At 67.5% G+C, this 17,525-nt stretch carries 21 protein-coding genes, 1 tRNA gene and 1 pseudogene; 13 read left to right on the forward strand and 10 right to left on the reverse strand.

Features of this window, described 5'->3' with window-relative positions:
* Nucleotides 1-33: 33 nt before the first annotated feature.
* Nucleotides 34-1,317, reverse strand: coding sequence for an MFS transporter (locus ACSDG8_RS18750; RefSeq protein ID WP_210943126.1), 1,284 nt, complete (start codon nucleotides 1,315-1,317; stop codon nucleotides 34-36).
* A 110-nt stretch (nucleotides 1,318-1,427) separates the two neighbouring features.
* Here ACSDG8_RS18750 and ACSDG8_RS18755 point away from each other — a divergent pair, with 110 nt between their 5' ends.
* Entirely contained in the window at nucleotides 1,428-1,901 is a 474-nt protein-coding gene (locus ACSDG8_RS18755; RefSeq protein WP_210943125.1) for a hypothetical protein, read from the forward strand.
* A gap of 76 nt (nucleotides 1,902-1,977) precedes the next feature.
* On the opposite strand, the gene ACSDG8_RS18760 is transcribed toward ACSDG8_RS18755, so the two are convergent.
* On the reverse strand, nucleotides 1,978-3,081 hold the full coding sequence (locus tag ACSDG8_RS18760; RefSeq protein ID WP_210894315.1) for a calcium:proton antiporter: 1,104 nt from the start codon (nucleotides 3,079-3,081) through the stop codon (nucleotides 1,978-1,980).
* 77 nt (nucleotides 3,082-3,158) lie between these two features.
* Nucleotides 3,159-3,830: an HAD family hydrolase gene (locus ACSDG8_RS18765; RefSeq protein ID WP_439427106.1), complete on the reverse strand. Its 672-nt coding sequence runs from the start codon at nucleotides 3,828-3,830 to the stop codon at nucleotides 3,159-3,161.
* An 82-nt stretch (nucleotides 3,831-3,912) separates the two neighbouring features.
* On the opposite strand from ACSDG8_RS18765, the gene ACSDG8_RS18770 reads away from it, so the two are divergent.
* From ACSDG8_RS18770 to ACSDG8_RS18785, 4 genes and pseudogenes are all read left to right on the forward strand, one after another.
* A complete protein-coding gene (locus ACSDG8_RS18770) occupies nucleotides 3,913-4,362 on the forward strand; it encodes a hypothetical protein (protein ID WP_439427107.1) in 450 nt (149 codons plus the stop codon).
* 123 nt (nucleotides 4,363-4,485) lie between these two features.
* Complete coding sequence (locus tag ACSDG8_RS18775; protein ID WP_439427108.1) at nucleotides 4,486-5,154, forward strand: hypothetical protein; 669 nt, start codon at nucleotides 4,486-4,488, stop codon at nucleotides 5,152-5,154.
* A pseudogene (locus ACSDG8_RS18780) lies at nucleotides 5,138-5,251 on the forward strand (hypothetical protein); the annotation flags it as partial. The gene ACSDG8_RS18775 and the pseudogene ACSDG8_RS18780, both read left to right, overlap by 17 nt.
* Before the next feature lie 126 nt (nucleotides 5,252-5,377).
* Nucleotides 5,378-6,289 carry an ImmA/IrrE family metallo-endopeptidase gene (locus ACSDG8_RS18785; protein WP_439428063.1) on the forward strand — a complete coding sequence of 304 codons (912 nt, stop codon included), beginning with the start codon at nucleotides 5,378-5,380 and terminating at the stop codon, nucleotides 6,287-6,289.
* A 54-nt stretch (nucleotides 6,290-6,343) separates the two neighbouring features.
* Here ACSDG8_RS18785 and ACSDG8_RS18790 read toward each other — a convergent pair whose 3' ends face one another.
* Nucleotides 6,344-6,868: a transposase gene (locus tag ACSDG8_RS18790; protein ID WP_439427109.1), complete on the reverse strand. Its 525-nt coding sequence runs from the start codon at nucleotides 6,866-6,868 to the stop codon at nucleotides 6,344-6,346.
* A gap of 426 nt (nucleotides 6,869-7,294) precedes the next feature.
* Between ACSDG8_RS18790 and ACSDG8_RS18795 the strand changes: the two genes are divergently transcribed.
* Nucleotides 7,295-7,885, forward strand: a complete 591-nt coding sequence (locus ACSDG8_RS18795) for a tyrosine-type recombinase/integrase (protein WP_439427110.1) — start codon at nucleotides 7,295-7,297, stop codon at nucleotides 7,883-7,885.
* Between the two features lie 302 nt (nucleotides 7,886-8,187).
* On the opposite strand, the gene ACSDG8_RS18800 is transcribed toward ACSDG8_RS18795, so the two are convergent.
* The 4 genes from ACSDG8_RS18800 to ACSDG8_RS18815 all read right to left on the reverse strand — a co-directional run bounded on the left by ACSDG8_RS18800 (nucleotide 8,188) and on the right by ACSDG8_RS18815 (nucleotide 11,500).
* Nucleotides 8,188-9,057, reverse strand: coding sequence for a tetratricopeptide repeat protein (locus tag ACSDG8_RS18800; RefSeq protein WP_377625135.1), 870 nt, complete (start codon nucleotides 9,055-9,057; stop codon nucleotides 8,188-8,190).
* A gap of 11 nt (nucleotides 9,058-9,068) precedes the next feature.
* Entirely contained in the window at nucleotides 9,069-9,524 is a 456-nt protein-coding gene (locus ACSDG8_RS18805; RefSeq protein ID WP_439427111.1) for a hypothetical protein, read from the reverse strand.
* Nucleotides 9,525-10,145: 621 nt separating this feature from the next.
* Nucleotides 10,146-10,730 (reverse strand): GNAT family N-acetyltransferase, encoded by a 585-nt coding sequence (locus tag ACSDG8_RS18810; protein WP_439427112.1) that lies wholly within the window; start codon nucleotides 10,728-10,730, stop codon nucleotides 10,146-10,148.
* Nucleotides 10,727-11,500, reverse strand: a complete 774-nt coding sequence (locus ACSDG8_RS18815; RefSeq protein WP_439427113.1) for a GntR family transcriptional regulator — start codon at nucleotides 11,498-11,500, stop codon at nucleotides 10,727-10,729. The genes ACSDG8_RS18810 and ACSDG8_RS18815 overlap by 4 nt, the downstream gene beginning before the upstream one ends.
* Nucleotides 11,501-11,742: 242 nt before the next feature.
* On the opposite strand from ACSDG8_RS18815, the gene ACSDG8_RS18820 reads away from it, so the two are divergent.
* From ACSDG8_RS18820 to ACSDG8_RS18845, 6 genes are all read left to right on the forward strand, one after another.
* On the forward strand, nucleotides 11,743-12,141 hold the full coding sequence (locus ACSDG8_RS18820; protein ID WP_439427114.1) for a helix-turn-helix domain-containing protein: 399 nt from the start codon (nucleotides 11,743-11,745) through the stop codon (nucleotides 12,139-12,141).
* 7 nt (nucleotides 12,142-12,148) lie between these two features.
* Nucleotides 12,149-12,550, forward strand: a complete 402-nt coding sequence (locus ACSDG8_RS18825) for a hypothetical protein (protein ID WP_302905001.1) — start codon at nucleotides 12,149-12,151, stop codon at nucleotides 12,548-12,550.
* Nucleotides 12,547-12,834 (forward strand): hypothetical protein, encoded by a 288-nt coding sequence (locus ACSDG8_RS18830; RefSeq protein WP_439427115.1) that lies wholly within the window; start codon nucleotides 12,547-12,549, stop codon nucleotides 12,832-12,834. Before ACSDG8_RS18825 ends, ACSDG8_RS18830 begins: the two co-directional genes overlap by 4 nt.
* A complete protein-coding gene (locus ACSDG8_RS18835) occupies nucleotides 12,824-14,392 on the forward strand; it encodes a replication initiator (protein WP_439427116.1) in 1,569 nt (522 codons plus the stop codon). The genes ACSDG8_RS18830 and ACSDG8_RS18835 overlap by 11 nt, the downstream gene beginning before the upstream one ends.
* 123 nt (nucleotides 14,393-14,515) lie before the next feature.
* A complete protein-coding gene (locus ACSDG8_RS18840) occupies nucleotides 14,516-14,677 on the forward strand; it encodes an excisionase family DNA-binding protein (RefSeq protein WP_439428064.1) in 162 nt (53 codons plus the stop codon).
* Nucleotides 14,674-15,837, forward strand: a complete 1,164-nt coding sequence (locus ACSDG8_RS18845; RefSeq protein WP_439427117.1) for a site-specific integrase — start codon at nucleotides 14,674-14,676, stop codon at nucleotides 15,835-15,837. Before ACSDG8_RS18840 ends, ACSDG8_RS18845 begins: the two co-directional genes overlap by 4 nt.
* A gap of 65 nt (nucleotides 15,838-15,902) precedes the next feature.
* Here the strand turns inward: ACSDG8_RS18845 and ACSDG8_RS18850 are convergent.
* A tRNA-Pro gene (locus ACSDG8_RS18850) sits at nucleotides 15,903-15,979 on the reverse strand.
* 158 nt (nucleotides 15,980-16,137) lie between these two features.
* A complete protein-coding gene (locus ACSDG8_RS18855; RefSeq protein ID WP_210894309.1) occupies nucleotides 16,138-17,031 on the reverse strand; it encodes a metallophosphoesterase in 894 nt (297 codons plus the stop codon).
* A gap of 25 nt (nucleotides 17,032-17,056) precedes the next feature.
* On the opposite strand from ACSDG8_RS18855, the gene ACSDG8_RS18860 reads away from it, so the two are divergent.
* Entirely contained in the window at nucleotides 17,057-17,512 is a 456-nt protein-coding gene (locus ACSDG8_RS18860; RefSeq protein WP_210894307.1) for a GatB/YqeY domain-containing protein, read from the forward strand.
* Nucleotides 17,513-17,525 lie beyond the last annotated feature (13 nt).

The raw sequence follows: 17,525 nt of genomic DNA on the forward strand, positions 1-17,525 counted from the left end.
CCCCGGAGCGATGCTCCGGGGCCGTTCGCGTGGTCAGGCCACCCGGGCTGGCTCAGAGGGCGTGGCGACCGCCAGGCGGCCGTCCTGGGCGGCGGTGAGCAGCGGACGCAGCGACAGCGCGAGCACCGAGGCGGCCAGGCAGCCGCCCACCACCACGGCCACCCACACCCGACCGTGCGCCGCGCCGATCAGCGGACCGGCGGTCACCGGGCCGACCACGCCGCTGATTCCGAAGATCATCGAACTCATCGCGTTGTACCGGCCGCGCAGCTCGTCGGTGGCCAGCGCGTTCGTCAGGGCGGGCATGACCGGCGACAGCATCGTCTCGCCGAACCCGAAGATCGCCGAGCAGGCCACCACGCCGAGCGCCGCGAGCAGCGCGTTGCCGCTGCCCACCACGCCCGCCGCGCCGAGCACCAGCCACGCGCCGGCGAAGACCGCGCCGACCGCGGCCAGCGCGCCGGTCCGGCTGCGTCCCTCCAGCCGCCGGATCACCAGCAGCTGGGAGAGCACGATCATCACGGTGTTCGCCGCCAGTGCCCACGCCACCACCCGGGGCGTCACCTCGACCACCCGCACCGAGTACGCGGCGAAGCCCACCTCGATCTGCGCGTACCCGCAGGTGGTGAGCACCAGGCCGAAGATGACGAGGCGGCGGAACGGCCGGTCCCGCAGCACCGTGAGATAGCCGCCGGTCCTCCGGTCGGCGGCCGTCGCTCCCGTGGCCGCGACCGGCCGGCGCCCGACGTGCGGCAGCGTCAGCAGGATCAGCGCCGGCGTCAGGTAGCTCACCGCGTCCAGCAGGTAGATCACCTCGAAGGTGATCGGACGGGCCACGTCGACCACCGCGCCGGAGATCAGGCCGCCGGTGCCGATACCCAGGTTGAGCAGCGCGAAGTTGAGCCCGAAGACGCGCTGCCGCTCGCCGTCACCGGTGAGCGAGGCGAGGATCGTGTTCTGCCCCGCCCAGATCGCCGAGCTGCCCACGGCGACCAGCGTCATCACGCCGAACGCCGAGGCGGTCGAGTCGACGAGCGCCAGCGAGCCGGTGCCGATCGCCTCGATCACCAGGCACGGCAACACGACCCGGCGCGCGCCGAAGCGGTCGATGAACGTGCCGGCCAGCGGCGAGAGGGCCAGCGTGACCGCGCCGAACCAGCCGATCACCAGCCCGGCCCGGGTGTCGGTCAGACCGCGTACGTCAGTGAGGTAGATGAACAGGAACGGCAGCGTGAGGCCGCGCCCGACGGCGGAGAACAGCGTGCCGAGGAGGATCCGGCGGGCTTCGGGACGGGCGGGCAGGGCGCGGCGCAGCATGGCAGGGATTCTGTTCGGCGGGTACGACGACCGCGACCCGTTTACCCCTTACCGGCGCGGGCGCCGAGCCGGAAGGTGAGCGAGCACACGGGCTCTGCCATGCTGACCCGGTGACGACGACCTGGCGGCACCTGCCCGCACCGGCCCGCGAGATCGCCGCGACGGCAACGGATGCGGTGGCCGCCGCGCAGGCCCGCGACGCCGAGGCGTACGCCCCGGCCGTCGAGCGGTTGGCCGCCGCCGACCGGTCCGGGCTGGTGCTCGGCGGCGTGGTCCGGCTGCTGCTGGAGGAGGGACACCCGGACGGGCTGGACGGCGACGACGTACGCCAGGTGCTGGAACGCTGCGTCCGGTCGGCGGCGTCCTGGTGGCCCGAGGTCGACCCGCACGTGCTGCTGGTGCTGCTGGCCGGCGCGCTCGGCGTCTACGAGCCGGGTGACGACGAGAACCCACCCGACCCGGCGGCGATCGCCCGGCACGCGCCGCTGCTCGTGGCCGACCTGCTGGCGGTCACCGGACGACCGTTCGCCGAGTACCTGAGCGCCGCGTTCGCCGAGGTGGCGCGCACGGAGACGCACGACTGACGGGCTTTGTTGTCCCGGCGGCTTACGGGCTGGCGGCGGGCGTGCCTGCTTACGGGCTGGCGGCGGGCGTGCTCGCTTACGGGCTGGCGGCCAGGAAGACGAACGCGGCGAGCAGCACCAGGTGTACGCCGCCCTGGAGCACTGTGGCCCGACCCGGCACCACTGTGAGCACCGCCGTCACCGCGGTCAGCGCCAGCAGCGTCATCTGGGTGCCGCCCAGACCCAGCAGCAGCGGCCCGTCCAGCCAGATCGAGGCGATCGCGATGGCCGGGATGGTCAGGCCGATGCTGGCCATGGCCGAGCCGAGCGCGAGATTGAGGCTGATCTGCACGCGGTCCCGCCGAGCCGCCCGGGCCGCCGCCAGCGTCTCCGGCAGCAGCACCAGCAGCGCGATGACCACGCCGACGAACGCCTGCGGCAGGTTGGCGGCGCTGACCGCGCTCTCGATCGCCGGGGAGATCGTCTTCGCGTCGCCGACCACCGCGACCAACGCCACCACCAGCAGGGCCAGGCTGGCCAGTGCGGTACGCGTGGACGGCGGCTCGGCGTGCCCGTCACCGGTCTTGTCCTCGGCGAGGATGCTGCCCTCCTGGGTGACCGGGAGGAAGTAGTCGCGGTGCCGGCCGGTCTGCACCATGACGAACAGCAGGTAGAGGGCCAGCGAGGCGACCGCCGCGAAAGCGAGCTGGGCGGGGGAGAACTCCGGACCCGGCCGGCTCGTGGTGAACGTCGGCACCACCATGCTGAGCGTGGCGAGCGTCGCCACTGTCGCCAGCGCCCCGCCGGTGCCCTCCGGGTTGAACACCGCCACCTGCCGCCGTAGCGCGCCGAGCAGCAGCGACAGGCCGAGGATGCCGTTGCAGGTGATCATGACGGCGGCGAAGACGGTGTCCCGCGCCAGCGCCTGCGTCTTCTCCCCACCGCTGATCATCAGCGTGACGATCAGACCGACTTCGATCACGGTGACCGCTACCGCCAGTACGAGTGACCCGTACGGCTCACCGACCTTGTGGGCCACCACCTCGGCGTGGTGCACGGCCGCCAGCACAGCCGCCGCGAGCAGGGCCGCCACCACGAAAATGAGCGGGCCGGGCAGCTCCCGTCCCCAGGTCATCACGAGCACGAGCACGGCGACCAGGGGCGCGACGGTGGTCCAATCGGTCAGGCGGGATCGGATCATCGGCGGCATGCGCATAACTTTGCCAGGAAGCAGGGTCAACGCCGCGTGGCGGGGTGACTTCGGGCAGTCCTGTCGATCTATTCGGCCGTCGGTTCCGCCAGGCGGTCGGGCAGGTCGCGGAGGCCGGTGATGACAGGACCGTCCCAGCCCGGATCGGTGTCCTGGTGTTCAGTGGTCCGCAGCACCGTCATGCCCACCGCCGCCGCGCCGGCCAGCTCGCCGTCCGCGCCGTCACCCACGTAGACGCATTCCGCCGGCGCGACGCCCAACCGCTCCGCTGCGGTGCGGTAGATCGCCGGATCCGGCTTGGCCAGCCCGACCGCGCTGGAGAAGACCGCGACGTCGAAGCGCCGGGCAAGTGGGCCGGCCGGCCACGCCTCGGCGGTCTCGGAGGTGGCATTGCTGATCAGAGCCAGCCGGTGCCCGCGCTCACGCAGGGTGTCGAGCACGTCCAGGGTGCCGGCCGGGACGCGGTTCAGCACGCGGCGGGCGAGATCACGCCGATGCGCGGCGGCCAGCGTCACCTGCTCGTCCGTCGGCGTGCCGCCGAGGCGTCCGGCGAGGGTGCGGACGGTCTCCTCCGCGCTCCACCGGACGAGGCGGTCCCGCCAGGTCTCGTGGTACGCGGCCACGAGCGCCGCCGGAGCCACCCCGACAAGGAGCGCCATCTCGCCGACCACCCGGTCCCGCTCGTCGTCGGCGCCGTGGACCAGGGTGTGGAAGAGGTCGAAGACCACCGGCCGTGGCATGCCGGGATCCTACTGCGACGGTGACCAGGGCTGGGGAGTCGCGCGACCGTACGCAGTGCCTCGACCGTGGGATCATCATGACGTGGGTCACGCTGACGAACTCGACGACAACTGGCTCAACGGCGAGGAAATCACCTGTTCGGCGTGCCAGGAACGCCTTTACCGTCTCGATCACTCACCGCTGCTGGACTGCTACTTCCTCTATTGCGACGGCTGCCCGATGCGGGTGGATGTCAGTTACTACGACAGCACCTGTATCGCCATCGCGGATGCGCTTCCTGACCGAGACGACACCCGTTCCACGCTGATGGGCGCACTTGAAGCGCGACTACGACGGTGCGACTGCGGCGGGCGGTTCCGGGACTCGGCTCCTCGGCGCTGCCACCGGTGCTCCGCCGTCCTGACGGCCATCAGTACGCCCTCCGGTGTCGACGTCTGGCCAGGTTGGTGGACGGATGAGACGGACACTGCCTCCCTGGAAGAGGAGTTCACCGCCAGGTACTTCCGCACGGAGGACCTCTGGAAGCACTGACGGTGCGGGATCAGATCACTTAGGCCGCCCAGGATGCACTGCGACCCGCACCAAGTTGACCTTCCTCTTCCGGCTCCTCATCTGTGGTAGGTTCTGAGGAAGTTTGGCCCGAGGAGGACGCCCGTGGTTCAGCCTGAGCCGGTATACGAGGAGTGCATCATCCATGAGGGTGATGCCGCTGTTGCGAGGCTCGCCAGCATGGGCTTGCGGGCTACGTACTTCGAGGCTGCCGTTAGGAGGGGGCACGATCGCTCCTCTCAGGTCACTGCGGTTCATCCCAGGACTTACAAGGGGCAGGTGATGTGGGCGGAGACCGTCGCGGAGCTTCGGACCCAACTTCTCGCCCTCAACCAGGGTTGGGACGTGGGCTACACCAACAACTACGAGACTTCATTTCATGCACAACGTAGCGTTGCGATTGCGGTCGTAGGTGGTGACGCTAACTGCGGGGAGCGCGGATTCAGTCCTCCAAAGGCTGCGAGAAGACGTGGACCTGTTACCGCGAAGAGGATCAGGAAGAATCTCCTTGGCCAACAGGCATTCGACCTCCCCGAATTCAAGGAACCTCCGCAGGGTGATGAACTGTGCGACACATGGTTCCTGATGCTGAACGCCAGAGAGAGTCGGATGTACCTTGAACTCTCTCTGGCTACCTCCCTTGGGGCGGATGGCAAGTTTGGGTTGTGGAAAGAGCGAATCCTGATCCCCTACATCTCGCTGCAGGGTGCCGTCGTTACGCCGATGGAGCCCGACGAGATCGAGCCACCGCGCGTCAATGTTGGCCGCAAGTGAGGGTCGGCCGGAGTTCAACCGCAATAGGCTCCGGTTAGCACGGGAAAGGCGGGGCCTCACCAAGGAGGCTCTGGCGAAGTTGTGTGGTGTTACTCGTAGGGCGGTTACTGACTGGGAATCAGGAAAGGTCGAAAGCCCTCCCGTTGCAAGAATTGCAGAATCGTTAGAGTTTCCACAGTCTTTCTTCTTCGGAGAGGACCTGGAAGAGGTTCCAGTAGAGGCGGTGAGCTTCCGCGCGTTCTCGAACATGACGTCACGTCAGGTCGGGCGTGTGCTTTCTCATGCTTCGATGCTGCGAGCTTTTTCTTCCTGGATTGATATCAGGTACGCAACGCCGGATCCAGACGTGCCCTCCTTTGAGGAGCTAACAGCCTCGATTCAAGAGGCAGAGCCTTGCCCTGTCGATGCGGCTCTGTCGCTACGGCGAATGTGGAGTCTTGGCACGCGCCCGGTGGTCGACATGCTTGCTGTCCTAGAAAGCCGGGGTGTTCGGGTTCTGGGGCTGCCGTCGGAGGATAGAGAAGTTGATGCTTTCTCCTTCTGGCACGAGGATCGCCCGTTTGTCTTTATCAACACTGCCAAGAGCGCTGAGAGGCTGCGGTTCGACCTTGCACACGAACTCGGCCACCTATGCATGCATCGAGATACTCGAACTAACAGGAATCGCAAGTATGAGCTAGATGCCAACACCTTCGCCAGCACTTTCTTAATGCCTGCGGATGGGTTGGCTCCTCAGCTCGTGGGAAGTCCTTCCTTGCAGGATGTCATGCACTTGAAGGCGCATTGGCGTGTGTCCGCGACGGCAATGGTGCGGCGGTTGCATCAACTAAAGAGGATCAGTGATTGGCAATATCGTAGCTGGATGATTGACCTCAGCGAGCAGGGATTTAGGAGCAGCGAACCGAACGGCATCCCGAAGGAGCAATCAGCGTTGCTGCGTCAAGTCTTGGCGTTGGCCCGCGAAGATGGCTGGGGCGCAGAACGGATCTCTAAGGAGCTAGGGATTCCGAAGCGGGATTTTGGTGAGGCTTTCATGGGTCTCACCGTGACCCCCGTCATTGCAGGTGTAGCTGCTTTATCTCCATCAATAGCGCCGCCCTCTACTGATCGTCCTCGACTAAGGGCTGTTCAATAACCCGCCGCAAGAGCGCCGCTTCCTACTGATGCCATCCCGATGCTCCTTTGGAGGTCAGGGGGTGAGGGCGGTGAAGTCGGCGCGTAGGGCGGTGTAGACGTCGCGGACGATGTAGCGCTTGAGGCAGCGGAGGATCTCTTGTTTGTTGAGGCCTTCGGTGATGCGTCGTTGCTGGTAGGCGCGGGTGCGTGGGTCGTAGCGCAGGCGGCAGAGGGCGATGGTGTGCAGGGCGGGGTTGGCACCGCGGTCGCCTCCTCGATGGAGGCGGTGGCGGCGCACCCGTCCGGAGCTGGCGGGGATGGGTGCTGCGCCGCAGAGGTGGGCCAGGGCGGCTTCGGATCGCAGGCGGTCGGGGTTGTCGCCGGCGGTGGTGAGCAGTTGGGCTGCAACGTCGGTGCCGACGCCGAACAGGGCGCTGGTGCGGGGTGCAGCCTGGCGGACCAGCGGTGCCAGATGCCGGTCGAGGGTGGTGATCTCCTCGGTCAGGACGGTGGCTCGCCGGCCGAGCCCAACCAGGGCGGCGGCGGTGGCCCGTTCCGGATCATGTGGCCGGACGGGTTCATGGTGTGCGCGGCGCACCGGGACCAGGACGGCGGTGCTGAGCTTGGTTAACGGGGAACGCAGGGGTTTGGGGCGGCGGCGACCAGCCGCGCATCTGATTGATCGCTGCGGTGCGGGCCTTGGCTGCACCTTGGCGGGCCACTCGTAGGGCACGGATCGGTGAGCGCCTCTCGCACAGGCTCCTATCAGGTCACGACGCCTGGCCGGTGATATGCAGATCGCGGGGCCACCAGGCCAGCCGACGAGTCGGGATGAGGACAGCAAGCGTCAGTCTGCCGGTGAGTCAGACCAATCCGGCGAACCACCTCACCATCCTCACTGTCTGACGCCGACCCACACACCGTGGAGCGGGCCCCGGGACCGGCTCATCGGGTTCGCTCCCTGCGAGGGCCGTTCGGCTCCCACCTCGGCGGCGCATGGACTGACGAGCTGGTCATCTCTCGCGTGGACCTGTTCGACCAACTCCTCCCCGTCGTCCCGGATCGGTATCGCGCCTTGGTTGCGGTCGCGGCCGGCACTGGCTTGCGCTGGGGCGAGTGCGCCGGGCTGCGCTGGGACGCCGTCGACCTGGCCGCGAGCGTCCTCCGGGTGGTGCGGGTCGCGGAGGAGGTGTCCGGTCATGTGACGCTCAAGCCCTACCCGAAGTCACGAGCTGGCCGGCGGACCGTGCCGCTGCCCCCGTTCGTCGTTCAGGCGCTGACCGACCATCGGCAGTCCTTCGAGACGGGCGCTGACGGGTTGATCTTCGTCGCCCGGACTGGCGAGCCGCTGAAGCGGGGAACGTTTCGGGCGCGGATCTGGAAGCCGTCCCTGCAACGCGCGGGCCTGCCCCTCGGGCTTCGGTTCCACGATCTGCGGCACTCGTACGCGACCTGGCTCGTCTCCGACGGGGTACCGATCAACGATGTAGCCAAGGTGATGGGGCATGAGCAGACGTCCACGACTCTGGACCGGTACACGCACTCGACTCGGGACCGGGATCGCAGGGTGCTCGCGTCGTTTGCTGCCTTCTCGCTGCCTCTGACGGAGCAATGATCGGCGGAAACGAATCAAGGCCCCTCCGCGGAGGGGCCTTGACCTTTACTTACCTCTGGTCGGGGTGGCCGGATTCGAACCGACGACCTCTTCGTCCCGAAGGAACCGCCAGTCGTCTACGAGCAGAGCCAGGGGCGGGGCTGAAGTGCCTAAACGGTCCACTGAGGTCCGTGGACGTCCGGGGTTGCTCGTGCCCATCGTCACCCAGTTGGTCACCCGGCTCGGGGGGTAGACGTTTGACGCTGGTCTTGAAACCAGAGCGCTGTCGAGGTGAGCCTATGGCCCGACCTGCACGAAAGTTGTCATACGCTTCTGTCCGGGTCGTTCGCGCTCCAAGGTGTCCGCCCTCTCAGCGATATTGCGCTATTCAGGATAGGGTTTGTGTAGTTGGCCAGTTCCTGCAAGAGCGCGATCGCTTCTTCGAGCCGTCCAGCTTCTTTATATGCAAAGGCGAGGCTGTGGAGGGCGGTGAGCGTACCAGGGTGATCTACTCCCAGAGCCTTCCTTCTAGTCTCGCTCAAGATTTCCAACTCGTAGATTGCCTCATTCATCCGACCCGCCTGGAGATGCTCCTCGGCGCGCTCTAGGCCGGGGTCTTGATTATCAGCAGACTGCGTCGCCTTGCGGCCTCTGGCAAGGATTGAGGATGAGTTTGTGGCATTCATTTCTCGCCCACCATCCGTGTCCGGAGTCGCGTTCGGCTCTTTCTCTGATTCACTTCTTCGGCGGGAATATAGCAGTACAATAGTACCGACACCAACCGCGACAAAGAGCCCTCCGAGGAGGATGAGTAACCAGCTACCGAACCCGCCTGATCCCTCGTCTGCGATAGGAGACCAAGCGCTAGTGGGCAGGCTCGGGTTGGAGGTGGGGGCTGCTGACGGGCTAGCAGGCATTGGGGAAGCGGTTGGCGGACCGGCAAGGGGTCCGCCACCTGTTCTCATCCAAATCGCGGGAGCGACCACGGCAAAGAAAAAGAGAAGTACAGCAGCGAGCGCCAAGACTCGTGGCCCTTTGGTCCTGCGAAACTGCGTGGATACGTCAGGGTCATTCGAGTTTCTAGCCTCGCCCTTACCGCGCTCATCTCTAAGCCACCTCATCACTCCAACGAGCGTCGACCCGAGCGCAATAAGGAAAGTGAGGATGCCTATCGCCGAGACGACAGTTGCCATCTCTCCGCCCCTCACTTGATTTCCGACACAATAATTGAGCATCCAGAAGTGCCGAGCGTGCAGCCGAAGAGAACCGTCGATCCTGCGGCAATCGCATTATTGTCAAGACTCTGCTTGAGCTGGATTGCGGACGCAATATCCGCGAACCAATAAGAGGTAAGGCAAACCAGCAAGAGGCCAGCGCCTACCAGTATCAGCCGAGGAGTCTTCAGCTTCGTTTCCTGCCTGGCGAACAGTTCGCCAACCCCAGCAGCGGCAATTCCAGCGGAAACGAGCAAAAGCTCACCCCTGCCGACTAAGTTTTCGTAGGAGGTATCTGTAGATCGAGACAATGCACTCAAGGCGTTTGCGAATATCGGCATCACGGCGATAGCAACGCCGAAAAAGAACCACCTTGCCAACTTCGTTCGGATCTCAGCCCAGATTGCTGTCACCCGATCGTCTGCGGAACCAGCCAGCATTGACATCCTCCTGCTCTTCTCAACCAGGATGCAGGCCCCGAGGCCTCGCTGCCAGCAGGCACCGCCCATCATTCATCCCGTCTGCCGTCGACCCGCCCTCCGTGGGAGCGGGCCGCCGCCCGGCCCGCCACGTCAAGACGGCCTTGACGCACGGTCGGACGCTGGCGGGTCGGGCGGTGGTCTGCTCGGCTCGCCCGGGTCGTCGGCTGGCGGGATGGCTCGCGCAACCACCCACGGACCGCAACCCGCCGACGGGGTTGCAACCATCTCGGAGCCCGAGCGCCCCCGCCGGAGGCGCAGTAACCGCAACCCCGCTACCCCCACCAGCTCGCCGACGCGGCCGGCGTCCGCTCCCCTACGCCGCGCGGGCTCGTGGCCGCGCGGCCCGGCCGGCTGCCGGCCCAACCCTCACCGGTCAACGCCCCTGTCGTTCTGCGGCGGCCCCTTGGGCTCCCCGCTTCCGCGCCAGCCGCCGGGCGTGTTGCGTGGCCGGAGTCGGAGCGCCAGCGCAGCGACGGACGCGCGCCCAGGCGGCGGCGCGTGCGGCCCGTTCAGGGCCGCCTTGAAGACGTACAGAAAGTTCTCACCGCCTGGTCGGCAGTCGGCCGCTGGCCTGGTCGTTTTGGGCTACTGGACTGCTGGTGCCAGTTTGTCGCGGACGGTGGGCCATTCGGAGTCGATGACGCTGTAGTAGACGCTGTCGCGGTATCGGCCGGTGCTGAGTAGACGGTGGTTGCGCCACACGCCTTCCCGGTGTGCTCCGAGCCGTTCGATGGCGCGCTGTGATCTCGTGTTGCGTAGGTCGGTCTTGATCGCTACTCGTCCGACGCCGAGCACCTCGAAGGCGTGCTGCATCAGGAGGAACTTGGCTTCGGTGTTGGCACCGGTTCCCCAGGAGCTGGGTGTGAGCCAGGTCCAGCCGATCTCTAGCGTGCGATCGTTCGGGCGGATGTCGATGTAGCTCGTGCTTCCGATCGCCTTCCCGCTGTGCAGGTCCACCACGGCGAATGGGAGTCGTTGCCCGCGTTCTTGATCCCGTAGGGCGTCGCTGATGAAGGCGTTGATCGCCTCGCTGGTGCGAGGTGTGGGCTCGTCGAGGTGCGTCCAGATTTCGTCGTGCGCTGCGGCTGCCAGCAGATCGGCGGCGTGCTGCGGTCCGAGCGGTTCGAGTCGGATCAGGCGGCCCGTCAATGTCACGGGTGTTGGCTTCATTCGGCGTCGACCTCGTAGAGCAGGACGTGACGGTCTCCGGGCAGGATCACTTGGTACACCTCGATCGGCCGGTCCTCCTGGTCGAAGCTGGTTCGCAAGAGTCGGCCGACTGGCGTTGCCGGACCGAGGTGAAGCTTCGTGGCCTCGTCCGCGCTCGGCATCCGCCAGGTGATCTCGTCCTCATAGCGCGTCGGGATGTGGCCCAAGTCTTCGAGCACTTGATCCGTGCCTTCGACGATGTCGGCCGGGTTCATGATCTTGCTGTCTCGCACGATGTTCAGCGGGTAGTAGCTGTCGCCGAGTTGTAGCGGCTGATCGTCGGCGTACATGACCCTTCGCCGCACACCCACGGGATCGCCGGGCCGGAGTCGCAAGTGTGAGGCAATCTCGTCGCTCGCGGGCACAACCTCGACGGTGCTGACCTGTCGAGGCGTCTTGCCCTGGGCTTCGATCTGCTGGCTGAAGGTGTCTCGTCGCCGGTCGGCCTCCAGCCGCTTGCGACGGGAGCCAGTGAGTGAGGCGTAGTAGCGCATGGGCGGCTCGGAGCGCACGAAGCTGCCGCGTCCGCGTCGGGACACGATCAGCCCTTCATTGCGGAGGACGTCCAAGGCGAGACGCACGGTGTTTCGGCTGATGCCGTAGTGGTCGGAAAGCTCGCCTTCGGTGGGGAACCGGTCACCCGGTGCAAGCTCGCCGCTCTGGATCTGCTGCCTGAGCATCGATGCGAGTTGCTGATAGAGCGGCCGAGAGTCGGCCGGGTTGAGGGTCATGGCACTTCCTAACGGGAGTTGTACCTACACGCTAACAACCCCTTGACCCGTGCACCATCGGACTGATAGACAGGCGTTGTTGTTGGTACAACCTGACAACAAGAGGCCCCAGCGGGCGGCTACCCGCTGAGGCCAGGTGCATCGGTTCCCTCTGCGAAAGGACCAACACGATGCCTGTCCAGCCTACCGTTCACCCTGCTGTCTGCGCCTCGGGTCATTCTTCGGCGTTGTCTGATGCTCGCTTGCTGTCTGCGTTGGCGACGCTTCGGGACGCGCTGGCCCCTGGGGAGGCGCTGAACCTGCCTGCGGTGCTTGATCGCACTGCGTTGCTGGATGCCTTGTCCGTGCTCACCACGAACGCCACCACTCCTGCTTCTGCTACCCGTCAGTTCACCTGGCCGTGGAAGAAGCTGCGTCAGTCTCGGGGCTGGTCGCAGCAGGAGGTGTTCCGCCGTCTGTGCAGGGTCGCCGCCAGCGAGGGCGTGCGGCTGCCGGAGTGGCCCACCTTCAAGCGCAATCTGTGCCGCTGGGAGAGCGGCACCGTTACGGCGTCTGCGTTCTACGAGGAGCTGCTGGGCCGGCTGTTCGGCCTGCCCGGTTGGGCCGTGGTCGAGGCGGACTACACCGCAGAGTTGTGGTGAGGCCGCGATGACCATCACGCCGGTCCGTCCGCTCATGTCCCCGCAGCCTCGCCGAGCGTCGGCTGCTGTCGTCCGTTTGGACGGCTTGACCAACGGTGAACTCGCCGTGGCTATCCACGCCGCCGGTATCCCGGCCAAGGCACACGCTCTGACCGCTGATCAGCTCAAGGCTCTCGCGGTTGCCGGTATCGCCCGGCTCGGCCTGGCCGGTGTGTACCGGCTCGACGCCGAATCGCGGGCGGCCAACGTCGCCTACTGCGACAAGACCCGCTACGACCGTTCGGCCGACGTCCGCGCCGAACTCGCCACCACCCGCCGGATCTGGGGCTCCGACCGAAACGAACAGACGGCGGTGAACCTGGCCTGCCGACTCCTGGCGGCCATCCGCCGAGGCGAGGTGACGGCATGACCACCACCCCGGTCTCGTATCGCTGGCGTCAACCCCGGCTTGCCCGGGGTTGGGAACCTGTCCAGCTCATCGGCCGCATGAAGATCCTCGCCGCCCGTGACGGGATCGAGCTGCCGAAGACCTACCAACTCGTCCGCGACATCTACCTGTGGGAACACCACCGGGCCGACCTGCCCGCTGCTGTGGCGTCCCTGCTCGGCCGGATCTTCGACGGACCCAACCCGTTCGCCACCGGCCACATCACCCACCTCCCGATGAAGGCGGCCCGCACCCGTGGCCGCTGACCTGATCGCCGTCGTCCCGGACCAGGCTCGTCTTGGTCCGGGGCTCCGGCCCACCCCCGCCGTCGGCTCGGCGGGCTCGTTCACCGGCCGCGACGAGTCCGCCTTCCACCGGGCCACCACCCCCGACTACTTCGGCTGGCTCGACCACGTGAAAGCCGCCGCGGGCTGCTCCCACCCCATCCGCCTGGCCGGTGAGGTCGCCACCATCGACCGGGCCACCGGCCAACTCCTCGCCACCACCGCCACGGCCGACCTGCCGGATGGGGAGATCTACAAGCCGTGCGGGAATCGCCGCCACGCGGTCTGCCCGTCCTGCGCCCGCATCTACCAACGCGACGCCTACCAACTCCTCCGCGCCGGGCTCTCGGGCGGCAAAGGCATCCCGGCAACAGTCGCCGGACATCCGGCGGTGTTTTCGACGTTCACCGCGCCGTCGTTCGGCACCGTGCACACCCGGGTCGTGAAGCGCCACACCTGCGCCGGCCGCCGCCGCTGCGACTGCCGCGCCGACCCCTGCCACCCCCGCCGCGCCACCGACCCCACCGCCCGGCCCTGCGAACACGGGCAGCAGACGGTGTGCTGGGCCAGACACGAGGCAAACGATGCCCGGCTGGGACAGCCGTTGTGTCTGGACTGCTACGACTACGACGCCCAAGTGGTGTGGAACCATGCCGCGCCGGAGTTGTGGCGCCGCACGACCATCGCCGTCACCCGCCACCTCAACGGCCGCGCCCGCCAGCTCGGCCTCCCGCCGGTCGTTCAGGTCACCGCCAGCGGGAAGGTCCGCCGGGTGCCGCCGGTGAAGCCGTCGTTCGGGAAGGTCGCGGAGATGCAGCGCCGCGCGGTCGTGCACTACCACGCCATCGTCCGCCTCGACGGCGTCACCGGCGACCCGGACACCATCGTCGCCCCGGTCGGCCTCGGCGTTGACGACCTGGTCGCCGCGATCGAACACGCTGCCGCCACCGTCGCCTTCACCACCCGCCCCCACCCCAACCGGCCCGAAGGCTGGCACATCACCTGGGGCGACCCCGGCAAAGGCATCGACGTGCGCGCGATCACCGCCGACGGTGAGATCACCGACGGCAAGGTCGCGGGTTACCTCGCCAAGTACGCCACCAAGTCGACCGAGGCCACCGGGCACGTCTCCCGCCGTCTCGACGGCGAGGTCATCGACCTCTACGCGAATGAGCATGGCACCCATCCGGAACGGCTCATCGACGCCTGCTGGACCCTCGGCAGCCACCGCGACTGGCAACAACTCCGACGCTGGGCGCACATGCTCGGCTTCGGCGGCCACTTCCTCACCAAAAGCCGCCGCTACTCCGTCACCTTCCGCATCCTGCGCGACGCCCGCACCATCTGGCGACGCACCGAGGGCGGCCACGAACACGCCGACCAACCCGACGACCAAGAGACGACGCTGATCGTCGGCCTGCTCACCTACGCCGGTTCCGGCTGGCGCACCACCGGAGACGCCCTCCTAGCCAACACCGCCGCCGCCATGGCCAGAGAGCGACACGAAGCAGCCCGAGACGCCCTACTCGCCGCCGCCTAACCGGCCACCGATCCACCGTCAAGACAGCCTTGACGGTCAACCTGTCCCCGATGGAAGGAGCACCGTTTGACCGCACCCGCCCTCCACACACCCGCCAAGGCGCTCTACCGCATCCCGGAGGCGATGCGCCTACTCAGCCTCTCCCGGTCCGTGATCTACGAACAGATCCGCTCCGGTCGGCTACGCACCGTCCGGCAAGGCCGCACCCGCCTCATTCCCGCTGCCGCGATCACCGCCTACGTCGACCTACTCGAACAAGAAGCCCAGAAAGGAGGCACCCGATGACCACCCGCCGCGCCCGAGGAGAAGGCGGCCTGCACTGGGACGAGTCCCGGCAACGCTGGATCGCCACCGTCACCGTCGGCTACACCCCGGCGGGCAAGCGCATCGTGCGCAAAGGCAGCGGCAAGACCAAGACCGAAGCCCGCACCAAATTGCGGGAGAAGATCCGTGACTACGAAGACGGGCTCGCCATCGCCGAGCACCACTACACCGTCGCCGAAGCTATTACCGACTGGCTCGCCTACGGACTCAACGGCCGATCAGACCGCACCAAGACCAAGTGCGAGATCCTGTGCCGCACCCACATCATCCCCGCGCTCGGCGCTCGGAAGCTCCGCGAGCTTCGCGCCCAGGACGTCGACCGGTGGCTAGCCGACAAGGCCACCACCCTCAGCACCCGCACACTTCGTGACCTCTACGGGTGCCTCAACCGCTCGGTGAATCGGGCGATGGCCCGGGACAAGGTGAAGCGCAACGTCGTCGCGCTGTGCACCGTCCCGCGCGGCCAGGAGGGACGGCCCTCCAAGTCCCTGACGCTGGATCAGGCAAAGGCTGTCCTCGACGCCTCTGAGGGAACCCGTTTGCACGCCTACGTCGTGCTCTCCTTGCTGACCGGTGCGCGCACCGAAGAACTGCGCGCGCTGCGCTGGGACCATGTCGACCTCGACGGGCAGTCGGACGCCGTGCCGCCGGTTCCGCCGTCTATGCAGGTGTGGCGCTCTGACCGGGACGGCGGCGATACCAAGACCCGCAAGTCTCGGCGCACTCTCGCCCTACCCGCGCGGTGCGTTGCCGCGCTCACCCGTCATCGCCAGCGTCAGGACCAGGAGCGCCAGAGTGCCGGCAAGGACTGGCAACCGCTCGGACTGGTCTTCGCCTCGACTGTCGGCACCGCCCTTGACGCGGCCAACGTCCGCCGGGCCTTCCGCCGCGTCGTCACCCTGGCTGGTCTCGATCCGGCCGCCTGGACCCCTCGTGAACTCCGGCACAGCTTCGTGTCGCTGCTGTCCGACAGCGGGGTGAGCCTGGAAGACATTGCCGACCTGTGCGGCCACTCCGGCACGACCGTCACGGAACTCGTCTACCGGCATCAGCTCCGGCCGGTATTGCTCCAAGGCGCGGCGGTCATGGATCGCATCTTCGCGCCGACGGCTGAGGCGTAGTCACTCAGTTGGTCACCCAGGATGCACTAGAGGGCACATCCGTCGATGGAATGTGCCCTCTTACCTGGTCGGGGTGGCCGGATTCGAACCGACGACCTCTTCGTCCCGAACGAAGCGCGCTACCAAGCTGCGCCACACCCCGAGGCGTGCCGACAAATAGTAGCCCACCCGCCCGCACGGTCAAACTCGGTACCCCCCGCCCCGCGCACCCGGCAGATCTTGGTACGGAACGGCCCCCCGAGGGGCGGCCACGTACCAAGATCTGCCGAGCCGGCCGAGCCGGCCGCCCGGGCGGCGCGGTCAGCGGGAGATCAGCGTCAGGATGCTGGCCTCGGGCGGGCAGGCGAAGCGGATGGGGGCGGTGGGGTGGGTGCCGAGGCCGGCGGAGACGTGCAGCCAGGAGTCCGAGCCGGGCCAGCGGTGCAGTCCGCGCGCCATCGAGCGGGGCAGCCCGCAGTTGGTCACCAGCGCGCCGTACCCGGGCACGCACACCTGGCCGCCGTGGGTGTGCCCGGCGAGCAGGAGGCCGAAGCCGTCGGCCGCCATCCGGTCCAGCACCGCGGGCTCGGGGGAGTGGGACAGCGCGATCGACAGCGCCGCGTCGCGGTTGACCGGCCCGGCCACGGCGTCGTAGTTGTCGCGTTCGATGTGCGGGTCGTCCACGCCGACCAGTTCGATCTCCCGCCCGCCGGCCTTGAGCGAGGTGCGCGCGTTGTTCATGTCCACCCAGCCGGCGCCGGTGAGGATGTCGCGCAGCTCCTCGTACGGCAGGGGCACGCCCTCGGTGTACTCCCGGTCGGGCAGGAAGTAGGTGAAGGGGTTCTTGAGGACCGGGCCGGTGTAGTCGTTGGAGCCGAAGACGAACGCGCCGGGCAGGTCGAGCAGCGGTTGCAGCGCGCGCAGCACGCCGGCCACCGACTCCGGGTGGGCCATGTTGTCGCCGGTGACCACCACCAGGTCCGGGTCGAGCGCGGCCAACGAGGCCACCCAGTCCTGCTTGCGTTGCTGTCCGGGCATCATGTGCAGGTCCGAAAGGTGCAGCACCCGCAGCGGTTCGGCATCGGTCGGGAGCACCGGCACGTCGTACCGGCGCAGGGTGAACATGTTGCGCTCGATGAGCGACGCGTACGCGAGGGTGGCCGCCCCGGCGGCGACGGTTCCGGCCGCGAGACGGAATAGTGTGCGCTTTCGCATGGCGTTCAGGGTAGTTTCACCGTCCATGAGCACGCTGAAGGACCGTCTCACCGCCGACATGCGCGCCGCTCTCAAGGCGCGCGACGAGCTGACCACCTCCACGCTTCGCATGGCCCTCGCAGCCGTGGGCAATGCCGAGGTCGCCGGCCGGGAAAAGCGCGAGCTCAGCGACGACGAGGTGCTCGCGGTGCTGACCAAGGAGGCGAAGAAGCGCCGCGAGGCGGCCGTGGCGTTCGCCGACGCCGGGCGCGCCGAGCAGGCCGGCAAGGAGACCGCCGAGGGTGAGGTGCTGGAGCGCTACCTGCCCAGGCAGCTCTCCGACGAGGAGCTGGCCGAGCTGGTCTCGGGGGCGCTCGCCGCGGGCGGCTTCGCCGGCAAGGCGCAGATGGGCCCGGCCATGAAGGCCGCTCAGGCCGCGGTGGCCGGCCGCGCCGAGGGGGGTCGGGTGGCCGCCGAGGTACGCCGCCAGCTCGGTCTCTGACAGCGCCCGTCGA

Origin of the sequence: Micromonospora sp. LA-10 (genome assembly GCF_051853095.1) — a bacterium.
Classification (GTDB): Bacteria; Actinomycetota; Actinomycetes; order Mycobacteriales; family Micromonosporaceae; genus Micromonospora; species Micromonospora echinospora_A.